The organism is Oleiphilus messinensis (assembly GCF_002162375.1).
GTDB lineage: Bacteria > Pseudomonadota > Gammaproteobacteria > Pseudomonadales > Oleiphilaceae > Oleiphilus > Oleiphilus messinensis.
Map to the genome: position 1 here is coordinate 1,343,650 of NZ_CP021425.1, position 15,939 is coordinate 1,359,588.

A 15,939-nucleotide genomic window follows, 5' to 3' on the forward strand; every position below is an offset into this window, starting at 1 on the left:
TGTCGAAAACCCGGATGTAAGCAGCGCGACAGGAAGAAAGGTGGGTTGTTGAGAGTTTGTTGCAGACTTGTGATTGACTTTGCGAATAGCGGGACGGGGTTGTCGGGCAATATCAAATGGACTGCGGTCACTCTATAATCTGTGAAATTGTCAGTGAATTTTAACGTATATACCGAACCAAAGTGGGAGAACTTATGGGTAAGCAGGGAATTTTGCCGAAGCGGCCGCCATCATTCACAGAGAAAGCACTTTGGACTGTGATTAATGCCGCAGAGCGTCGTTTATTTAATGATCGGTTTATTGTCAGTAACCTGACGCCCTACGAAGTCATAATGACGGATCGTATCATGTCCGTGCGGCACTATGCGCCCTTGGAAGATACTGAAATTACGGTCGGTGACGACGTTATTCCGGTTGCCCGCAAGCGGCACCGTACGCCGTTGATTCTGGTTCCGCCTCTGGCTGCGACCTCAATGATTTTTGATCTCCTGCCGCAGCGCAGCGTCGTGCGTTACTTCCTCGCGCGCGGATTCGATGTGTATCTGATCGACTGGGGTGAAGTAACGGCAGATCACAATGACCTGTCTTTGGAAACTTATGTTCTGGACTGGATGCCGAAAGTGTTACAAGCTGTTCGGGATCATGGTGGGGAACAGGATGTATCTGTTTTTGCATACTGTATGGGAGGGTTGCTGACATTGATGTATGCTGCAGCGACGCAGGATCAGCATATTCGAAACATGATTACGGTTGCCAGCCCGGTGGATATGCATCAAAGTGGCGTTGCAGGGCGGGTATTGTCGCTCACATACCGTCCCGCGCAGATGGTTTCAAAAATGCTTAACTTTTCCTTGATGGATTTACCTTCACGTTATTTGCATATTCCCGGCTGGTTGAGTTCCTCGGTGTTCAAACTGACCAATCCCATGGGAAGTGTGATCAGTTATTGGGAACTGTTGGTCAACATGTGGGACCGGGAGTACGTTAAGACCCATGAGACGATGAAACAATGGTTTGACGACATGGTCGATTATCCTGGCGAAACCATCAAGGGGATGATTGTCCGGATGGCGATCAATAACCAGATGGCCAAGGGAAAAATGCGACTGGGCGGCAATGAGGCGGACTTCTATAAAATTCAATGCTCGATTCTGGCGTTCGCCGGTGAAACCGATAAACTGGTAAGCAAGCGCGCTGCCCGTAAAGTGCTTGATATTGTATCTTCAAATGATAAAGAGTTTTGTGTCGTACCTGGTGGGCATGCCGGAGTATTTGCTGGCAGTAAGGCGCCACAACATACCTGGCAAATCAGTGCAGATTGGTTAAGTGAACGTTCCGATTAATCTTGTTCCGAACAGACCTTAGTATTTATGGTGTAGAGTTTGGCCTATGCGTAGTGTTCAGGAAGCCATTATCATTCTGCGTCGCGGACGCCGGGATCCCCGTTGGACCGAAGCTGCAGAGTTTCTGATTGAGCGAGCATCTCCTGAAGTACAGCTGATGCTGGAGGTTGGGCGGGAGCTGGAGCGACAGGCTTGGCAGAAGCAATCATCCGGGCGCAAAGGTCTGCTCGCAGCGTGGTCCGGGAAGTGGCAGTTTTATGCCCTGGTATTTCTGGCGCTGGCCGCTGTATCAGGGTTAGGGTGGGCGCTTTCCTCTCTAGTCAAAGGCGTTTGCAGTTAGCGCAAAGGGAGATGGACGTCTCGAAACATCCGTTCGCGTGCCCCAAGGTCGTTGCTAATTTGACGACTGTCAATCGATGTTTAGTGTGAGTTTGGCATACTGTACCAGGGTCGGAGCCAATGGCAATAAAGCCATTGCCTGGAACGCCAAAACAATAAATAACGGAAGCGGAAGAGTCACATGAGAACAGCAAAACTTACCCAAACGCAGGGGCAGGATCACAAACACCCTCAGTGCAGGTCATTTCCTGATGTTGAGCAGTGTGTCGATGCCATCATTGAAAAAGTCGGAAAAGACATTACGTTCGGCATGCCGTTGGGACTGGGTAAACCCATCCATCTCGTGAACGCCCTGTATCGTCGGGCCAAGCAGGACAATTCAATCAAGCTGCATATTGCGACAGCGCTGACCTTGGAGAAACCGTCAGGCAGCAGCCCACTTGAGAAAAAATTTTTAGGGCCATTTGCCCAGCGCCTGTTTGGTGATATCCCGGATATCGAATACATGCAAGATCTGCGGCGTAATGCACTACCCCCGAATATTCAGGTGTCCGAGTTCTTTTTCAAGGCGGGCAGTTTTCTGAATAACAAAAGCCAGCAGCAGAATTACATCAGCACGAACTATACCCATGCTGTGCGTGATCTGGTACGCAACGGGGTCAATGTCGTCGCGCAAATGGTGGCCAAAAAAGAAGTCGATGGGCGAGTTGTTTATAGTTTGAGTTGTAACCCGGATACCGGCCTGGATATCGTACCTGCGTTGAGGAAACTGGAACAACAGGGTAAGAAAATTGCCGTGGTGGGTGAGGTGAACAATCAATTGCCATTTATGGGGAATCATGCTCAGGTTGAGGCCGATGAGTTTGACTTTATGGTGGATAACAAGGCTTACGATTGCAAACTTTTCGCCGCACCGAATATGGCAATTTCGCCGGTTGATCATTTTATCGGATTTAATGCCAGCACATTGGTCAAAGATGATGGCACGCTTCAGGTCGGCATCGGTTCTCTGGGGAGTGCTCTGGTTAATGCGACCTTGATGCGAGAGCAGAAGAATGATGACTATGTTCAGCTGGTTGATGAGTTGCAGCTGCGTGAGAAGTTCCCTGTGGTGGATGAGATTGGCGGTGTGGGTCAATTCAGTAAAGGCCTGTACGGCTGTAGTGAAATGATGGTTGACGGCTTTGTGTATCTTTTCAAAGCCGGGATATTGAAGAAGCAGGTTTTTGATGACTTAAACCTGCAAAGCCTGATGAATGCCGAGAAAATAACGACCCAGGTTGATCTGTCGATGCTGGATACGCTTGTTGAAAACGAAGTGATTTCAGATCGTTTACACCTGAAAGATGTTAAATACCTCAAAAAGTGGGGGATTTTCAAAGACAGCGTAGAGTTCAAAGGTGGATCTCTGATTGCAGGAACTGAGATCATTGGTTCTGATCTGAATGATGGCGAAAATCGTCAGCGGATAAAAAAATTCTGCCTGGGCGAGTCGTTAACAGGTGGCATTGTCATGCATGGTGGCTTTTTCCTTGGTCCTCAGCAATTCTACGACATTCTGCACGATCTTTCCGAAGCGGAAAAAGCGAAAATATGCATGACCAGTGTAAATTATATCAACCACCTGTATGACCACCCGCTGGGCGATCAGAAAATTAAAGTTGCGCAGCGCAAGCATGCGCGCTTTATTAATTCGACCATGATGTACACGCTCGGTGGTGCGGCGGTATCCGATGGTTTGGCGAATGGTAAAGTAGTGAGTGGTGTTGGGGGGCAATATAATTTTGTGGCAATGGCTCACGAAATTGATGATGCGCGCTCTATTTTGAAGTTGAAGTCGACACGACAGAGCGGTGGGAAAACATTATCCAATATTGTGTTCAGTTATGGTCACACCACAATTCCGCGTCATTTGCGGGATATTGTTGTAACGGAATACGGCATTGCAGACCTGTTGGGCAAGCCAGATAAAGATGTTTATATTGAACTGATCAAGATTGCGGATTCCCGCTTTCAGGACGAATTACTCAGTCAGGCGAAGTCGGCGGGTAAGGTTCCGGCAGATTATGTGCTGCCCGAGGCGTATCGCCAGAATACGCCGGAGCGCTTGATGTCCATTTTGCAAAAATACCGTGCCAAAGGGGATTTCGAGCCGTTTCCCTTTGGTTGTGACTTTACTGACGACGAGTTGAAACTGGGCAAAGCTCTGAAGGCGCTCAAAGCCAGAACCGCGACCCGAGCGGGGCTGATCAAGGCCATATGGTCAGCCCTGAGAGTGCGGGAAATTCCACTTCAGGCGATGCCCTTGCTAAAGCGTATGGATATGGAGCACGCTTCAGATTTCAAAGCAAAGCTGGAAGTCAAACTTCTGGTGGCGGAACTGTTAAATCAAGGCGCGATCGAGGCTTGATCGAGGCGCTGAAGCGGCTGGCTTCCAAGTCTTCTTTCAATGCTGGCTTGCATCCTCTGCTGAATCTTGTGAGTCACCTCGGCAATGTCTGTTTCCGGGGTGACTGTTACGGGGGGGTGGATTTCAATTACGGCTGTCACCCGCGCTTGTCCAAATAATCTCCAGACGTGTTTGTGAAATTCATCGTCTCCAATAAACGGTGCAATACGGCTGGGGCGATTGTCTTCATCCAGATACATGACCGTGAGAGGCTGAATAAGTTTCTCTGCGTTACACGCTGAAGCCAGTAGACGGGGGTGCATTCGTTTGATGCTGGTTCCATCTGATGTTGTCCCCTCCGGAAATACCAAAACATTCTGGTTTTGCGCCAGTTTTTCCTGAATCTGATGCTTGATTGATTCTGATTGCCCGCTTCCGCGTTTGATGAAAAGTGTACCTGCTGCTCCGGCAATCAGTCCGATCACTGGCCAGTTCCGTACTTCTGCTTTAGATAAAAACTTGAGTGGCGCTTGTGAGCCCAGCACGGGGATATCCAGCCATGAAACGTGATTGCTAATGATGAGGTGACCGCGAATATGCTTTAGCCCATTTGGCTGGTTGACGAGGCTGGCCTGTTTTGAGTGATTGTAATCCGGGGCGAACTGTACCTGTAGCCGCATGCCACAGAGGCGACATAACCATTTAAGATAAATTCGGGCAACATAGGCTCTGTCCAGGTGACGCCGAACAACAATATCGGCAACACGGAACAGGAGAGCGGTAGAAATACAGAGTGTTAGAAATAGAGCAAATAACAAAATACGCACAAGGCGTCGGGCGTTTGCGAGCATAATAACGAACGGTATAGTGGCCTGGTCTAGATCCATCAGGGGGCGAGGCTATCCTATTGCATCAGACTATGTTCTTCCTGCAAGCATAGCCATACAGGCAAAATATGCTTGCGAGGCAGGCCGTGGTCTGGAAAGGGGGTCACACGCCAATAACCCTGATGTTTTTCAACATGCCGTGATTGTTTGTGTTTTAAGCTGTCTTCAAAAAATGTTTCTTGTAACGAGGCGACAGATTATCCACATCTAACAAAATAAATAAATCGGCACATTTGAATTCCGGATCCCAGCAGGGGTCACCACAGACCTTGGCACCAAGGCGCATATAAGCTTTTATGAGTGGCGGAATGCTGACAGATTTAATGCGTTCAGCGGTTTTGAGTGCCGCATCTGAAGGTTCGCATTCTTTGTCAGAGAGGTAAGCCAGGTGCGGGAGTGGGCGCTTGGGGGTTACGCTCTGATGTGGTTCACAAAGGTAGTTTTCTTTCAGGTTTTGGGTGATCAGCCAGGCTTGGTAGCCGCCGTCGCTCATACTTACACTACCGCAACCGACCAGATACTGGTAGTCATTCTCCAATAGAAACTGAGCGATACCGGACCACAATAGCGTGAGTGTTCCGCCATTTCGGAAGGAGGCGTGAACACAGGTGCGGCCAATTTCCATGATCCGGCCATTCAATGCCTTGATGTTGGTTAGATCGAATTCACTCTCGGAATAATATTGCCCCAACTCGTGGGCGGATTCACATACCAGAATTCGTGTCGTTGCAATGACCCGATTCGCGCTTTCGTCCAGAACGATCAGGTGTTTGCAGTGCGGATCGTATCGGTCCTGGTCAATGTTCTCGGAGGAGTTAATGGTTGCGCCGTATTCAGCGGTAAAAACGTCGTAACGAAGACGTTGCGCCTGCTCGATCAGTTCTGCGCTGTCGGCAACGCGAACTGAGAGACTGCGTGACGTGCTCGTTTGGGTTTTTAGATTCTGCATGTTGTTTTCTCGTTGAGGTTTTCGAGGATACTATGAAGAGAAAATTGCAATTGGATGACGTTCTGTTGTCGCTTAGATGACAGTTTGATATTTGATCAAGTCGTCAATATTTAAAACAGGGAATGTTCCAGAAATCAGAATCTTTGTAAGTGTTCTTAAATTAAGATAAAAAACTGAATTATTGGGGCAATTTCATGTAAATTTCGAAACAGCATGTATACTAAAAGAAGTTCAGTCCGAAATTGTGTCATGTGGGGTGTGGTGAAAGCGCCACTGGCGCAACATCTAACGAGGTTAAATTCGGCTGGGAGAGCTGTTTGAAGGAGTATAACCGCACCTGACTGAGAGTGATATTAAATGTGCAGGTGGGGTACGGGGCAGGGCTGGAGTTTCCCCTAAATTTATCAACCAACTATATAAAAAGATAAGCGAATGGATAGTGTAGATCAAAATGAAGCTTGGAGAATTCTCATTGTTGAGGACGACGAGCGTTTGGCTGACCTGACCAAGGAATATTTGGAAACCAATGGTCTGATCGTCGGAGTGGAGCCAAATGGAGCGCACGCTGTTGAACGAATCAAGAATGAGAAACCGGATCTGGTTGTGCTGGATTTGATGCTCCCGGGTGAAGATGGTTTGTCTATTTGTCGACGGGTCAGACCTTTTTATTCCGGCCCAATTCTTATGTTGACAGCCAGAACCGATGATCTTGATCAGGTTTTGGGGCTGGAAATGGGGGCTGATGATTACACCTCTAAACCAGTGCGCCCGCGGGTACTTTTGGCGCGGATTCGTGCGCTATTACGGCGTGTCAAGGAACAGGGGGGTAGCGGTGCAGAGTCTGCAGCGGCATCTGATGAAGATCAAGGAGAGCAGACCCGGCTGGTGTTCAATGATCTCGTTGTGGATAAAGCCATGCGTGAGGCATGGTTGAACGATGAGAGCATCGATTTGACCAGCGCCGAGTTTGATCTCCTGTGGTTGTTGGCCAGTAATGCCGGCAATGTGTTGAGCCGGGAAGAAATCTTTACGGCACTTCGGGGGATTGAATATGACGGTCAGGATCGTTCGATTGATGTCCGCGTTTCACGTATCCGGCCAAAGATTGGTGATGACCCAGTGCATCCCAAGCGCATTAAAACTGTGCGTAGTAAAGGCTATCTCTTCGTAAAAGAAGCCTGAGTTGAAATGATCGTACCGATAACGATGTTCCCTCTGCGTTATCGGTACCAGCGGCTTTTCCCTTTTGCTACACCCCCTTTTAGGACTCGAGAATTGTGAATACGTTATTCCTGAGGGTGTCGAGCGGGTTATTGTTATCCGTTCTCGCTGTTGGCATTCTCTGTTACATCCTCATATCTGGTGTGAATACGGTTCGTCACGAACACTTTCAGGTCAACACAGCCAAACCTCTCTTCGATTGGATGGTATCATCCATGCAGCAGGATACCGGGGTATCCTATTTCAATAGTGTTTTATCGAATGGAAGTCGCCTACAGGTCGTCCCGATTCAAGAGTTGAGCCTTGACGACGTCGGGGTTGAACGACTGGGCTGGGGGCAGACTCTGGTGCGGGATTCTGCAGCAGGCACCCATGTCTTCAAAAAGTTGAGTGATAAATATGTATTGGTCGGCTTTTTTCCAGACCTTTATGAGGATTTGGCACAGGCCACAATCAATATAATCAGTTATCAGCTCAGCCATGGCTCGGAGCGGAATTTACAGGAAACAATTGAAAAGCTGGCTGGCTGGTTTGCTGTGGAGGTCAGCGTGGTGAGTCAGGTCTCCGATTTTCCCTCGACATCCGTAATGGAGGCCGTGGCGGATTCCGGTGGTGGCGTGTTCCGGGAGAGTGATTCCGAGCCTTTGATATGGTTCAAGCGGCTCGAGTCTGGGGAAATCCTGCGGGTTCAGCTCGGCGAGCCATTTCATCCTTTTGCCTGGCCTATTATGTTAATGCTGTTCATTACTGTATCTGGCTTGCTCTCGGTTGCCGTGTATTTTCTTCTGGATTCACTCACCGATAAATTACGTAGCCTGGAGACTGTCGCAAGTCGAATTGCCCGTGGTGAACTTGATGCCCGGGTCAAGGTGAGTAAATTAGATGCTTTGGCTCGCCTTGGGGGGGCTTTTAACAGCATGGCTGAACATATACAGCGACTGGTACTGGTGCAACGGGAAATGATTCATGCGGTTTCTCATGAGCTGCGTACTCCTGTTGCGAGGATACGCTTCGGTGTCCAGATGATTGAGGATTGTCCTAATCAGGATGCCGTCAACAAGCAACTTTTGGGAATCGATAATGATATACAAGAGTTGGACGAATTAATTGATGAAATTCTAACCTATGCCCGACTTGAGCAGGGGGGGCCAATTCTCTCCATTCAGGATATCAACATTGTCGATATTGTAAATCAAGTGGTCGCCGAGCAAAGCAGCACCAAGCCTGATTTGAAAATAATTGCCGAGTTTCAGGGGGATACGGATCGCTGGAGCATGACGCAGGTCGAACCTCGTTATGTACATCGTGCAATCCAGAATCTGGTAGGTAATGCAACCCGTTATTGTGCTGCTACAGTCAGAGTTGTATGTTCCCTGGATGAAGCGACCTGTCGTGTTGATGTTGAAGATGATGGCCCCGGCATTCCCGAGGAGGATTGGGAGAAGGTATTTACCCCGTTTGCCCGTCTGGATGACAGTCGCACCCGTAGTTCTGGAGGTTATGGTCTGGGTTTATCCATAGTGAGACGTATTTTGTACTGGCATGGTGGTCAGGCATTTTTGGGGCGAAGCGACATGGGGGGGGCAAAATTCACCCTGGTGTGGCCTCGGCGTCAATGAAGCGGAAGAAATTTTTGACAAAAAAAAGGGGCATAAGCCCCTTTTAAACAATAGAGAAAATGAAACAAGGAAAGTTCATAAGAACTACAACCTCAAAGAGTCATCCCTTACAAAAATCATTATGGTATATGCTCTGCAAGGGGGTCTGTTTAAGTTGTGTCGTTTTATGTAAATTTATGTAAGGTAAGCATAAATTTAAAGTTAAGCTGACAAACTCTCAGTATTTTCTGCCGTTGATTTGCGTTCTGTTTCCGCTTTTTGTTCCGGTTTTTGATGTTGCGCTTCAGGCTGCTGGCGCGCTAATCGCTGATTCAGGTATTCGGACAATCTCTGCAACTCCGCATCATTGAGTTGCAAGAACAGTTTGCTTCGACGTTGTACAATATCTTCCACAGATAACGCCCACTCCTCATCAATTAAATAGTCAACTTCCCGCTGATAAAGTGTTGCACCAAAAAGTTCACCCAAGTCTTCTGGTTTGCAGGCGTTCTTCAGGAACTTCAGGCTCAGTAGCCCGTAGCTTTTCGAATAGCGCTTCAGCATGATTTCCGGTAGCCAGGGGTGCACCTCCCGTATGGTGTTCGTAATATCACTTACGGTGCGAGTTCCTGTTGATGCTCCCGGCAGGGGCGTATTGTGTGTCCAGTTCGGACCCATATCCGGAAAAAACGGGCGGAGACGTTCAGTCGCAGCCACTGCAAGCTTTCGATAGGTGGTGAGTTTGCCACCAAATATGGAGAGCAGTGGCATGTCATCTTGAGCCGTCTCCAATTCCATGGTGTAGTCCCGAGTCACTGCAGATGGGTCATTGGACTCATCATCGCACAAGGGTCTGACACCGGAGTAAGTTGCGACTATATCCGTAGACTTGATCTGGTGTTTGAAGTGGCTGTTGACAACCGAGGTCAGGTAGTTGATTTCTTCCTGGTCAATTGCGACCTCTGAGGGGTTGCCCACATACTCTTTGTCGGTGGTACCAATCAGGTTGAAGTCGTCTTGGTAGGGGAGAACAAACACAATCCGGTTATCGGTATTCTGCAGGATAAAAGCCCCTTCGTAGTCATGAAACCTTGGAACGATGATGTGGCTGCCTTTGATCAGTCGGATATTGCGCACAGGGCGGGCTTGCAAACCCTCTTTGATAAATTGTGTTACCCAAGGGCCTGCGGCATTGACCAGTGCTCGAGCCTTAATTGTTCGCTCTTGACCGGTGTGAACATCCTGTAAGGTGATGGACCAACGCTTTTCGGACTCAATGCGTTTCGCTGCAATGCATTTTGTGCGGGTCATGATGGTTGCGCCATGACGCTGAGCCTGCAATGCATTGGTAATGACAAGGCGGGCATCATCAACCCAGCAGTCAGAGTATTGTAAACCTTTCCGAATCTCGCCGGTAAGTGGGCTGCTGCCGTCAAATCGAACTGACTTTGTGCCCGGCAAAGTGATTCTTTTGCTTAGATGATCATAGAGGAACAAGCCGGTGCGAATCATCCAGAACGGTCGTAAGTGCGGTTCATGGGGGAGGGTAAAGCGCAAAGGCTGAACCAGGTGTGGAGCTTGTTTCAGTAAAATTTCACGTTCAGCCAGGGCTTCTTTGACCAATCTGAATTCGTAGTGTTCGAGGTAGCGCAATCCACCATGAATGAGTTTGCTGCTGGCAGAAGATGTTGCTGAGGCCAAATCATTTTGTTCACACAGGGTTACGCTAAGGCCCCTGCCTGCAACATCTGTGGCAATACCTACGCCATTAATTCCGCCGCCGACAACAAAAACATCAACTTCAGAAGGAGAGGTATCAAGTGGATTTTGATTGCGATCGCTCATAGTTTTGCTCTCTGAATCATCTCTAAAACGAATTTAAATATATTATTAAAGAAAATAAACGAAAATACAATTCCCATTATTTGATCACTTCCACGTTTCTTTTCAATGACAATGAAAAAAAGAAGATAAGATGAACATATTTTCTGCTCTGTTTGCGAATTTGCTCAAATAAAGTTCGTATAAGGTTTTATTTTGGATGTTTACGGCAACAAAATCTGACTAGTTGTTCTATTACGCTTAAAATTGTTCGAATATGAATGTATATTCGAACACGCTTAACATTTTGCCGGTTAATTGGTTGTAAATTAGACCGTCCGGACTATGATGTTCAAAAATGAAAATCAAACCATATTTTGATTGATGCATGATCAATGTGGTTGAGAAGTATATGATCGAAATTGTTGACTATGACGAGAGAGACTATGAAGGAATATGTGCTGGCGATTGATCAGGGGACAACGAGCTCCCGCGCCATCCTTTTTAATCGGAAAGGGGAAACGGTAGCCGTAGCCCAGCAAGAGTTTAAGCAGTATTTCCCCCATGATGGCTGGGTTGAACATGACCCTGAGGAAATTTGGGAATCGACTTTGGCGACATGCCGGAAGGCAATGCAGGAAGCGGACGTGGCAGCCACAGAAATAGCAGGGATTGGTATTACCAATCAACGTGAGACCACCGTAGTATGGGAACGTGCAACCGGTAAGCCGATCTATAAAGCCATCGTCTGGCAGGACCGGCGAACGGCAGATACCTGTGAGCAACTGCGTCGCGATGGTTGTGAAGGGGTTATCGTCGAAAAAACCGGTTTGTTGGTCGATCCCTATTTCTCAGCGACTAAAATCAGCTGGATTCTTGATCATGTTGATGGTGCCCGGGCCAGAGCAGAAAAAGGCGAGCTGGCATTCGGCACGATTGATACTTTTTTGTTATGGCGTTTGACTGGCGGTGCAAAGCACAATACCGATGCCACCAACGCCTCACGAACTTCGTTATTCAATATTAAAGATCAATGCTGGGATTCGGAGTTGCTACGACTGTTTAACGTTCCGGAGTCAGTGTTGCCTGCGGTGCTTGACAGTTGTGATGACTTTGGTGCGACAGCACCAGAGTTGCTGGGGCAGGCCGTTCCAGTGTACGGAATTGCCGGAGATCAGCAGGCGGCTCTGATTGGTCAAGCCTGTTTTCAGCCGGGGATGGCAAAAAGCACCTATGGCACGGGCTGTTTCCTGATTCTTAATACCGGGGAAGAGTTAGTACGATCGGAGAACCGGTTACTTACTACCGTTGCTTATCGTTTAAATGGTAAGACCACTTATGCGATTGAGGGTAGCATTTTTATCGCCGGGGCAACTATTCAGTGGTTACGTGATGGGCTCAAGTTGATTGATCATGCCGCAGAGAGTTTGAAGTTGGCGGAAGAAACCGGCGCTAATAATGGTGTTTATCTGGTTCCGGCATTTACCGGGTTAGGTGCTCCATTTTGGGACCCTCATGCTCGAGGGGCCATTATGGGTTTAACTCGCGACACGGGTATTGCCGAGGTTGTGACTGCCGGGTTGCAGTCGGTTTGTTACCAAACCAAAGACCTTGTTCGCGCAATGCGTAATGACGGTGCTACCTACAAAGCGTTACGTGTTGACGGGGGAATGGTGGTCAATGATTGGGTTGTGCAATTCCTGGCGGACATATTAAATGTGCCCGTAGATCGACCCAAAGTTACCGAGACGACGGCTCTTGGTGTTGCGTATCTGGTCGGACTGAAGGTGGGCTGGTTCGAGACGCTTGATGAAATCGCGGAGCTATGGGCATGTGAAAAACGTTTTGAGCCATCTATGTCGCCGGACATTCGGGAGCGTCTCTATGGTGGCTGGCTGGACAGCGTCGAGCGGGTCAGACGCAGCCACTAAAATAAATCACTAGGACCTAACATTAACCACCAAGGCCTGACATTAGGGCGTTGGTGGAGACTCGAGATCGCCTCAGTGTTGAAAGGCAATGAGGTGATCTGCAGCCACCCGGATTGGGATTTGTTCGCCCACGTAGTAATCCTGATGCGAAGGCAGAAGGCTTTCAATTTGAGTGCCACTTCCCAGGCGAAGACGGTATAAAGTGGATGTGCCTGCGAAAGTTTTGTTAATGATTGCCGCGGTTAGCTGAGAATGCTCGTCCAAGATAATGTCATCAGGCCTGATTAACACATTGACGGCTGTTCCGGATTCCCATTGATAGGCCCGATTACCTTGAATTTCACCGAGTTCGGTGACGATCGTATCGTGGTTTTTCATTTTGCCAGGTATAAATGAACCCTGGCCAATGAAGGTGGCGATAAATGTATTCGCCGGTTCGTGGTAAAGGTTAAACGGTGTATCCCATTGTTGCACGATGCCATCTTTGAGTACGCCAACCGCATCACTCATTGCGAAGGCTTCGTGCTGATCGTGGGTCACCAGTATTGCGGTTGTACCCAGTTGCTTGAGAATATCTCTAACATTGAGGCTAAGGGACTTTCGCAGCTCGGCATCCAGGTTGGAGAATGGCTCATCAAGTAATATCAAGTCAGGTTCTGGTGCAAGCGCTCGTGCGAGCGCTACACGTTGTTGTTGACCGCCGGAAAGTTCATGTGGGTAGCGGTTTGCCAGCTCTTTTAAGTCGACAAGTTCAAGTTGCTTCAACGCTTGCTGGAATTGTGCTTTTTTAGGGTGTTTGTGCAAACCGAATGCAACGTTCTGCACTACCGTCAAATGTGGAAATAGAGCGTAGTCCTGAAATACCATTCCTATCTTGCGTTTTTCCGGTGGCCAGAGTGTGTCGGGTGAGGATATTGTTTGGCCTCGTAGACTGATGCTCCCTTTCGAAAGGGGGAGGAAACCTGCAATTGCTCGTAATATGGTCGACTTACCGCAACCACTGGGGCCAAGCAGGCATCCAATATCGCCTTTTCTCAGTGTAAGGTTCAGGCCGGATATTACAATCTGGCCTTCATACTGACATTCGATTTCATTCAGCTCAAGCAACTCTGTCATCGCATTTAATACCTTTGCGGTTTCACTTCAGTACCCTTAAACGGGGTACAAGAGCAAGCAGATCAGTACTTCGGGAAAGTTGTGATCACGAATGTTGGAGTAAAAATTCCATTAACGCTTTTTGTGCGTGAAGCCTGTTTTCCGCTTCATCCCACACAACCGAACTGCTGTGATCGAGCATATCTTCACTGACTTCTTCACCCCTGTGTGCAGGTAAACAGTGCATGAATAGCGCGTCTGGTGCGGCCAGACTCATTCGCTCTGGGCTGATTTGATAGTTCTGGAAGGCGTTAATGCGCTCTTGTTGCTCTTCCTCCTGCCCCATTGATGCCCATACGTCAGTTACAACAAGATTGGCATCTTTTAGCGCTGTTTCCGGATCAGAAACGACCGTTACGCGGTCGGCATTCGCTGCGACCAGGGACTGCATGGGTTCAAAGCCTTTTGGGCAGGCGATTTGCAGTTTGAAATCGAATTGTGCTGCGGCGTTGATGTAGGAGTTGCACATGTTGTTTCCGTCACCTATCCAGGCAACCACTTTCCCTTTTATGCTGCCACGATGCTCAACGTAGGTTTGAATGTCGGCCAACAACTGGCAAGGATGGTAGTCATCAGTTAATGCATTAATAACCGGGACGTTTGAGTAGGCCGCAAAGCGCTCAATTTTCTCGTGTTCAAATGTGCGAATCATGATGATATCGACCATGCGGGAAAGAACTCGTGCGCTGTCTTCGATTGGTTCGCCGCGGCCCAATTGGGTGTCCCGCGGTGAAAGGAAGATTGCGTGGCCTCCGAATTGAGCCATGCCGGACTCGAAAGACACTCGTGTGCGGGTCGACGATTTTTCAAATATCATGCCCATGACCCGGTTCTTGAAAGGCTCGAACACAGCGCCTTCCTGGTTCATCTTTTTTAACTCAATGGCGCGCTTAATGACTGCTTCCAATTCGGCTGGGGTGAGGTCATTTAAGGTTAAAAAGTGTCTAACTGCCATAGTTTTGTATTTCCGTATTGGGTCTAAGCTTTAATTCAAGAGTGCGCGCCGAATGAAATCTTTGCGTCTTCAGGTTTAATCGCTGTTAGGTCTGGGGCGTTTTCTGTCATCGCCCGCATAAACTTTAACCAGTTGCACAATCGAACTGACCAAAAGATCTGCTTCATCATCGGTTAGAATCAGTGGTGGCAGCAAGCGAATAACGCGATCGTTCGTTACGTTGAGCAGCAGGCCCTGAGTTTTGGCGAGAGGAACCAATTCCGGGCACGGGTCCTTCAGTTCGATTCCAATCATCATGCCGAAGCCACGGATATCCTTGATGTAATCGGCACCTTCGAATTCCAGCCTGAAGTTTTCCAAAATGCGGCTACCGAGCTCTTTGGCCCGATTTGCGAGCTTATCTGTTTCTATCGTGTCCAGTACTGCCAGCGCCGCAGCACAGGCAAGCGGGTTGCCGCCAAAAGTGGAACCATGACTGCCCGGCATCAAAATGTTTGCTGCTTTTTCGCCAGCCAGGCAAGCGCCAATCGGGAAACCGTTCCCGAGTCCTTTTGCGGTGGTCATGACATCCGGACGTACGCCCAAGCGCTGAAACGCATAGTACGCTCCGGTGCGACCATTACCTGTTTGAACCTCGTCGAACATCAGTAGCCACTGATGCTTATCGCAAAGATCTCTGACTGCTTGCAGGTAATCCGGGTCACAGAGGTTGACGCCACCTTCTCCTTGTACAGGTTCCATCATGATGGCGACAATATTATGGTTGGACTTCGCGATATTTTCGAGGGCTTTAATGTCATTAAAAGGTGCCCGGACAAAACCACTGAGGAGGGGTTCGAAACCAGCTTGTACTTTTCGGTTGCCAGTTGCTGACAGCGTTGCCATGGTGCGACCATGGAAGGCGCCTTCCATCACGATGATTGCCGGGGTTGTTTTGTTTTGCTTGTGCCCATAAAGCCTTGCGATTTTTATGGCGGCTTCATTCGCTTCAGCGCCCGAATTGCAGAAGAATGTTTTTTCCATCCCGGTTATCGTTTTCAATCGATCCGCAAGTGTGGTCTGAAGAGGAATGTTGTAAAGGTTCGAGCAATGCATCAAGCGGCCCGCCTGGTCAGAGATGGCTTTGACCACCTTGGGATGTGCATGTCCAAGTCCGCAAACCGCGATACCACTGATGGTATCAAAGAACTTGTTGCCGTTAGTATCGAACAACCAGGCACCTTCACCGCGTTCAAATGCAATGGGCTGTCTGCCATAGGTGTTCATAACGGGTTGTTCTGTCATAACAATAAACCTCAATTACAAAATAAAAAGGCAGCGTTTCTGCTGCCTTGTTTTTAAACGATTATTT

General features: G+C 48.5%; 12 protein-coding genes. 6 read left to right on the plus strand and 6 right to left on the minus strand.

Annotated features, from left to right (window positions below):
• Positions 1-194: 194 nt before the first annotated feature.
• The 3 genes from OLMES_RS05875 (at position 195) to OLMES_RS05885 (ending at position 4,092) form a co-directional block, all read left to right on the plus strand.
• Positions 195-1,343, plus strand: a complete 1,149-nt coding sequence (locus OLMES_RS05875; protein WP_087460405.1) for an alpha/beta fold hydrolase — start codon at positions 195-197, stop codon at positions 1,341-1,343.
• A gap of 46 nt (positions 1,344-1,389) precedes the next feature.
• Entirely contained in the window at positions 1,390-1,683 is a 294-nt protein-coding gene (locus OLMES_RS05880; RefSeq protein ID WP_087460406.1) for a hypothetical protein, read from the plus strand.
• 180 nt (positions 1,684-1,863) lie between these two features.
• Complete coding sequence (locus OLMES_RS05885; RefSeq protein ID WP_087460407.1) at positions 1,864-4,092, plus strand: acetyl-CoA hydrolase/transferase C-terminal domain-containing protein; 2,229 nt, start codon at positions 1,864-1,866, stop codon at positions 4,090-4,092.
• Here the strand turns inward: OLMES_RS05885 and OLMES_RS05890 are convergent.
• Positions 4,071-4,958, minus strand: coding sequence for a lysophospholipid acyltransferase family protein (locus OLMES_RS05890; RefSeq protein WP_087460408.1), 888 nt, complete (start codon positions 4,956-4,958; stop codon positions 4,071-4,073). The genes OLMES_RS05885 and OLMES_RS05890 overlap by 22 nt on opposite strands.
• Positions 4,959-5,112: 154 nt before the next feature.
• Positions 5,113-5,907, minus strand: a complete 795-nt coding sequence (locus OLMES_RS05895) for a GNAT family N-acetyltransferase (protein ID WP_087460409.1) — start codon at positions 5,905-5,907, stop codon at positions 5,113-5,115.
• A gap of 432 nt (positions 5,908-6,339) precedes the next feature.
• On the opposite strand from OLMES_RS05895, the gene OLMES_RS05900 reads away from it, so the two are divergent.
• Both OLMES_RS05900 and OLMES_RS05905 read left to right on the plus strand, forming a co-directional pair.
• The gene (locus tag OLMES_RS05900; protein ID WP_087460410.1) at positions 6,340-7,089 is read left to right on the plus strand and encodes a response regulator; all 750 of its coding nucleotides are present in this window, start codon (positions 6,340-6,342) and stop codon (positions 7,087-7,089) included.
• Positions 7,090-7,184: 95 nt separating this feature from the next.
• Complete coding sequence (locus OLMES_RS05905; protein ID WP_232465271.1) at positions 7,185-8,747, plus strand: ATP-binding protein; 1,563 nt, start codon at positions 7,185-7,187, stop codon at positions 8,745-8,747.
• Positions 8,748-8,948: 201 nt separating this feature from the next.
• Here the strand turns inward: OLMES_RS05905 and glpD are convergent, their stop codons facing one another.
• Positions 8,949-10,571, minus strand: coding sequence for a glycerol-3-phosphate dehydrogenase (gene glpD / locus OLMES_RS05910; protein ID WP_087460411.1), 1,623 nt, complete (start codon positions 10,569-10,571; stop codon positions 8,949-8,951).
• Between the two features lie 422 nt (positions 10,572-10,993).
• On the opposite strand from glpD, the gene glpK reads away from it, so the two are divergent.
• Positions 10,994-12,478: a glycerol kinase GlpK gene (glpK, locus tag OLMES_RS05915; protein ID WP_087460412.1), complete on the plus strand. Its 1,485-nt coding sequence runs from the start codon at positions 10,994-10,996 to the stop codon at positions 12,476-12,478.
• 72 nt (positions 12,479-12,550) lie between these two features.
• Here the strand turns inward: glpK and OLMES_RS05920 are convergent, their stop codons facing one another.
• The 3 genes from OLMES_RS05920 to OLMES_RS05930 all read right to left on the minus strand — a co-directional run bounded on the left by OLMES_RS05920 (position 12,551) and on the right by OLMES_RS05930 (position 15,872).
• Positions 12,551-13,594 (minus strand): ABC transporter ATP-binding protein, encoded by a 1,044-nt coding sequence (locus OLMES_RS05920; RefSeq protein ID WP_087460413.1) that lies wholly within the window; start codon positions 13,592-13,594, stop codon positions 12,551-12,553.
• An 85-nt stretch (positions 13,595-13,679) separates the two neighbouring features.
• Positions 13,680-14,588: an ornithine carbamoyltransferase gene (gene argF, locus OLMES_RS05925; protein WP_087460414.1), complete on the minus strand. Its 909-nt coding sequence runs from the start codon at positions 14,586-14,588 to the stop codon at positions 13,680-13,682.
• A gap of 75 nt (positions 14,589-14,663) precedes the next feature.
• Positions 14,664-15,872 (minus strand): aspartate aminotransferase family protein, encoded by a 1,209-nt coding sequence (locus OLMES_RS05930; RefSeq protein WP_087460415.1) that lies wholly within the window; start codon positions 15,870-15,872, stop codon positions 14,664-14,666.
• Positions 15,873-15,939: the final 67 nt, after the last annotated feature.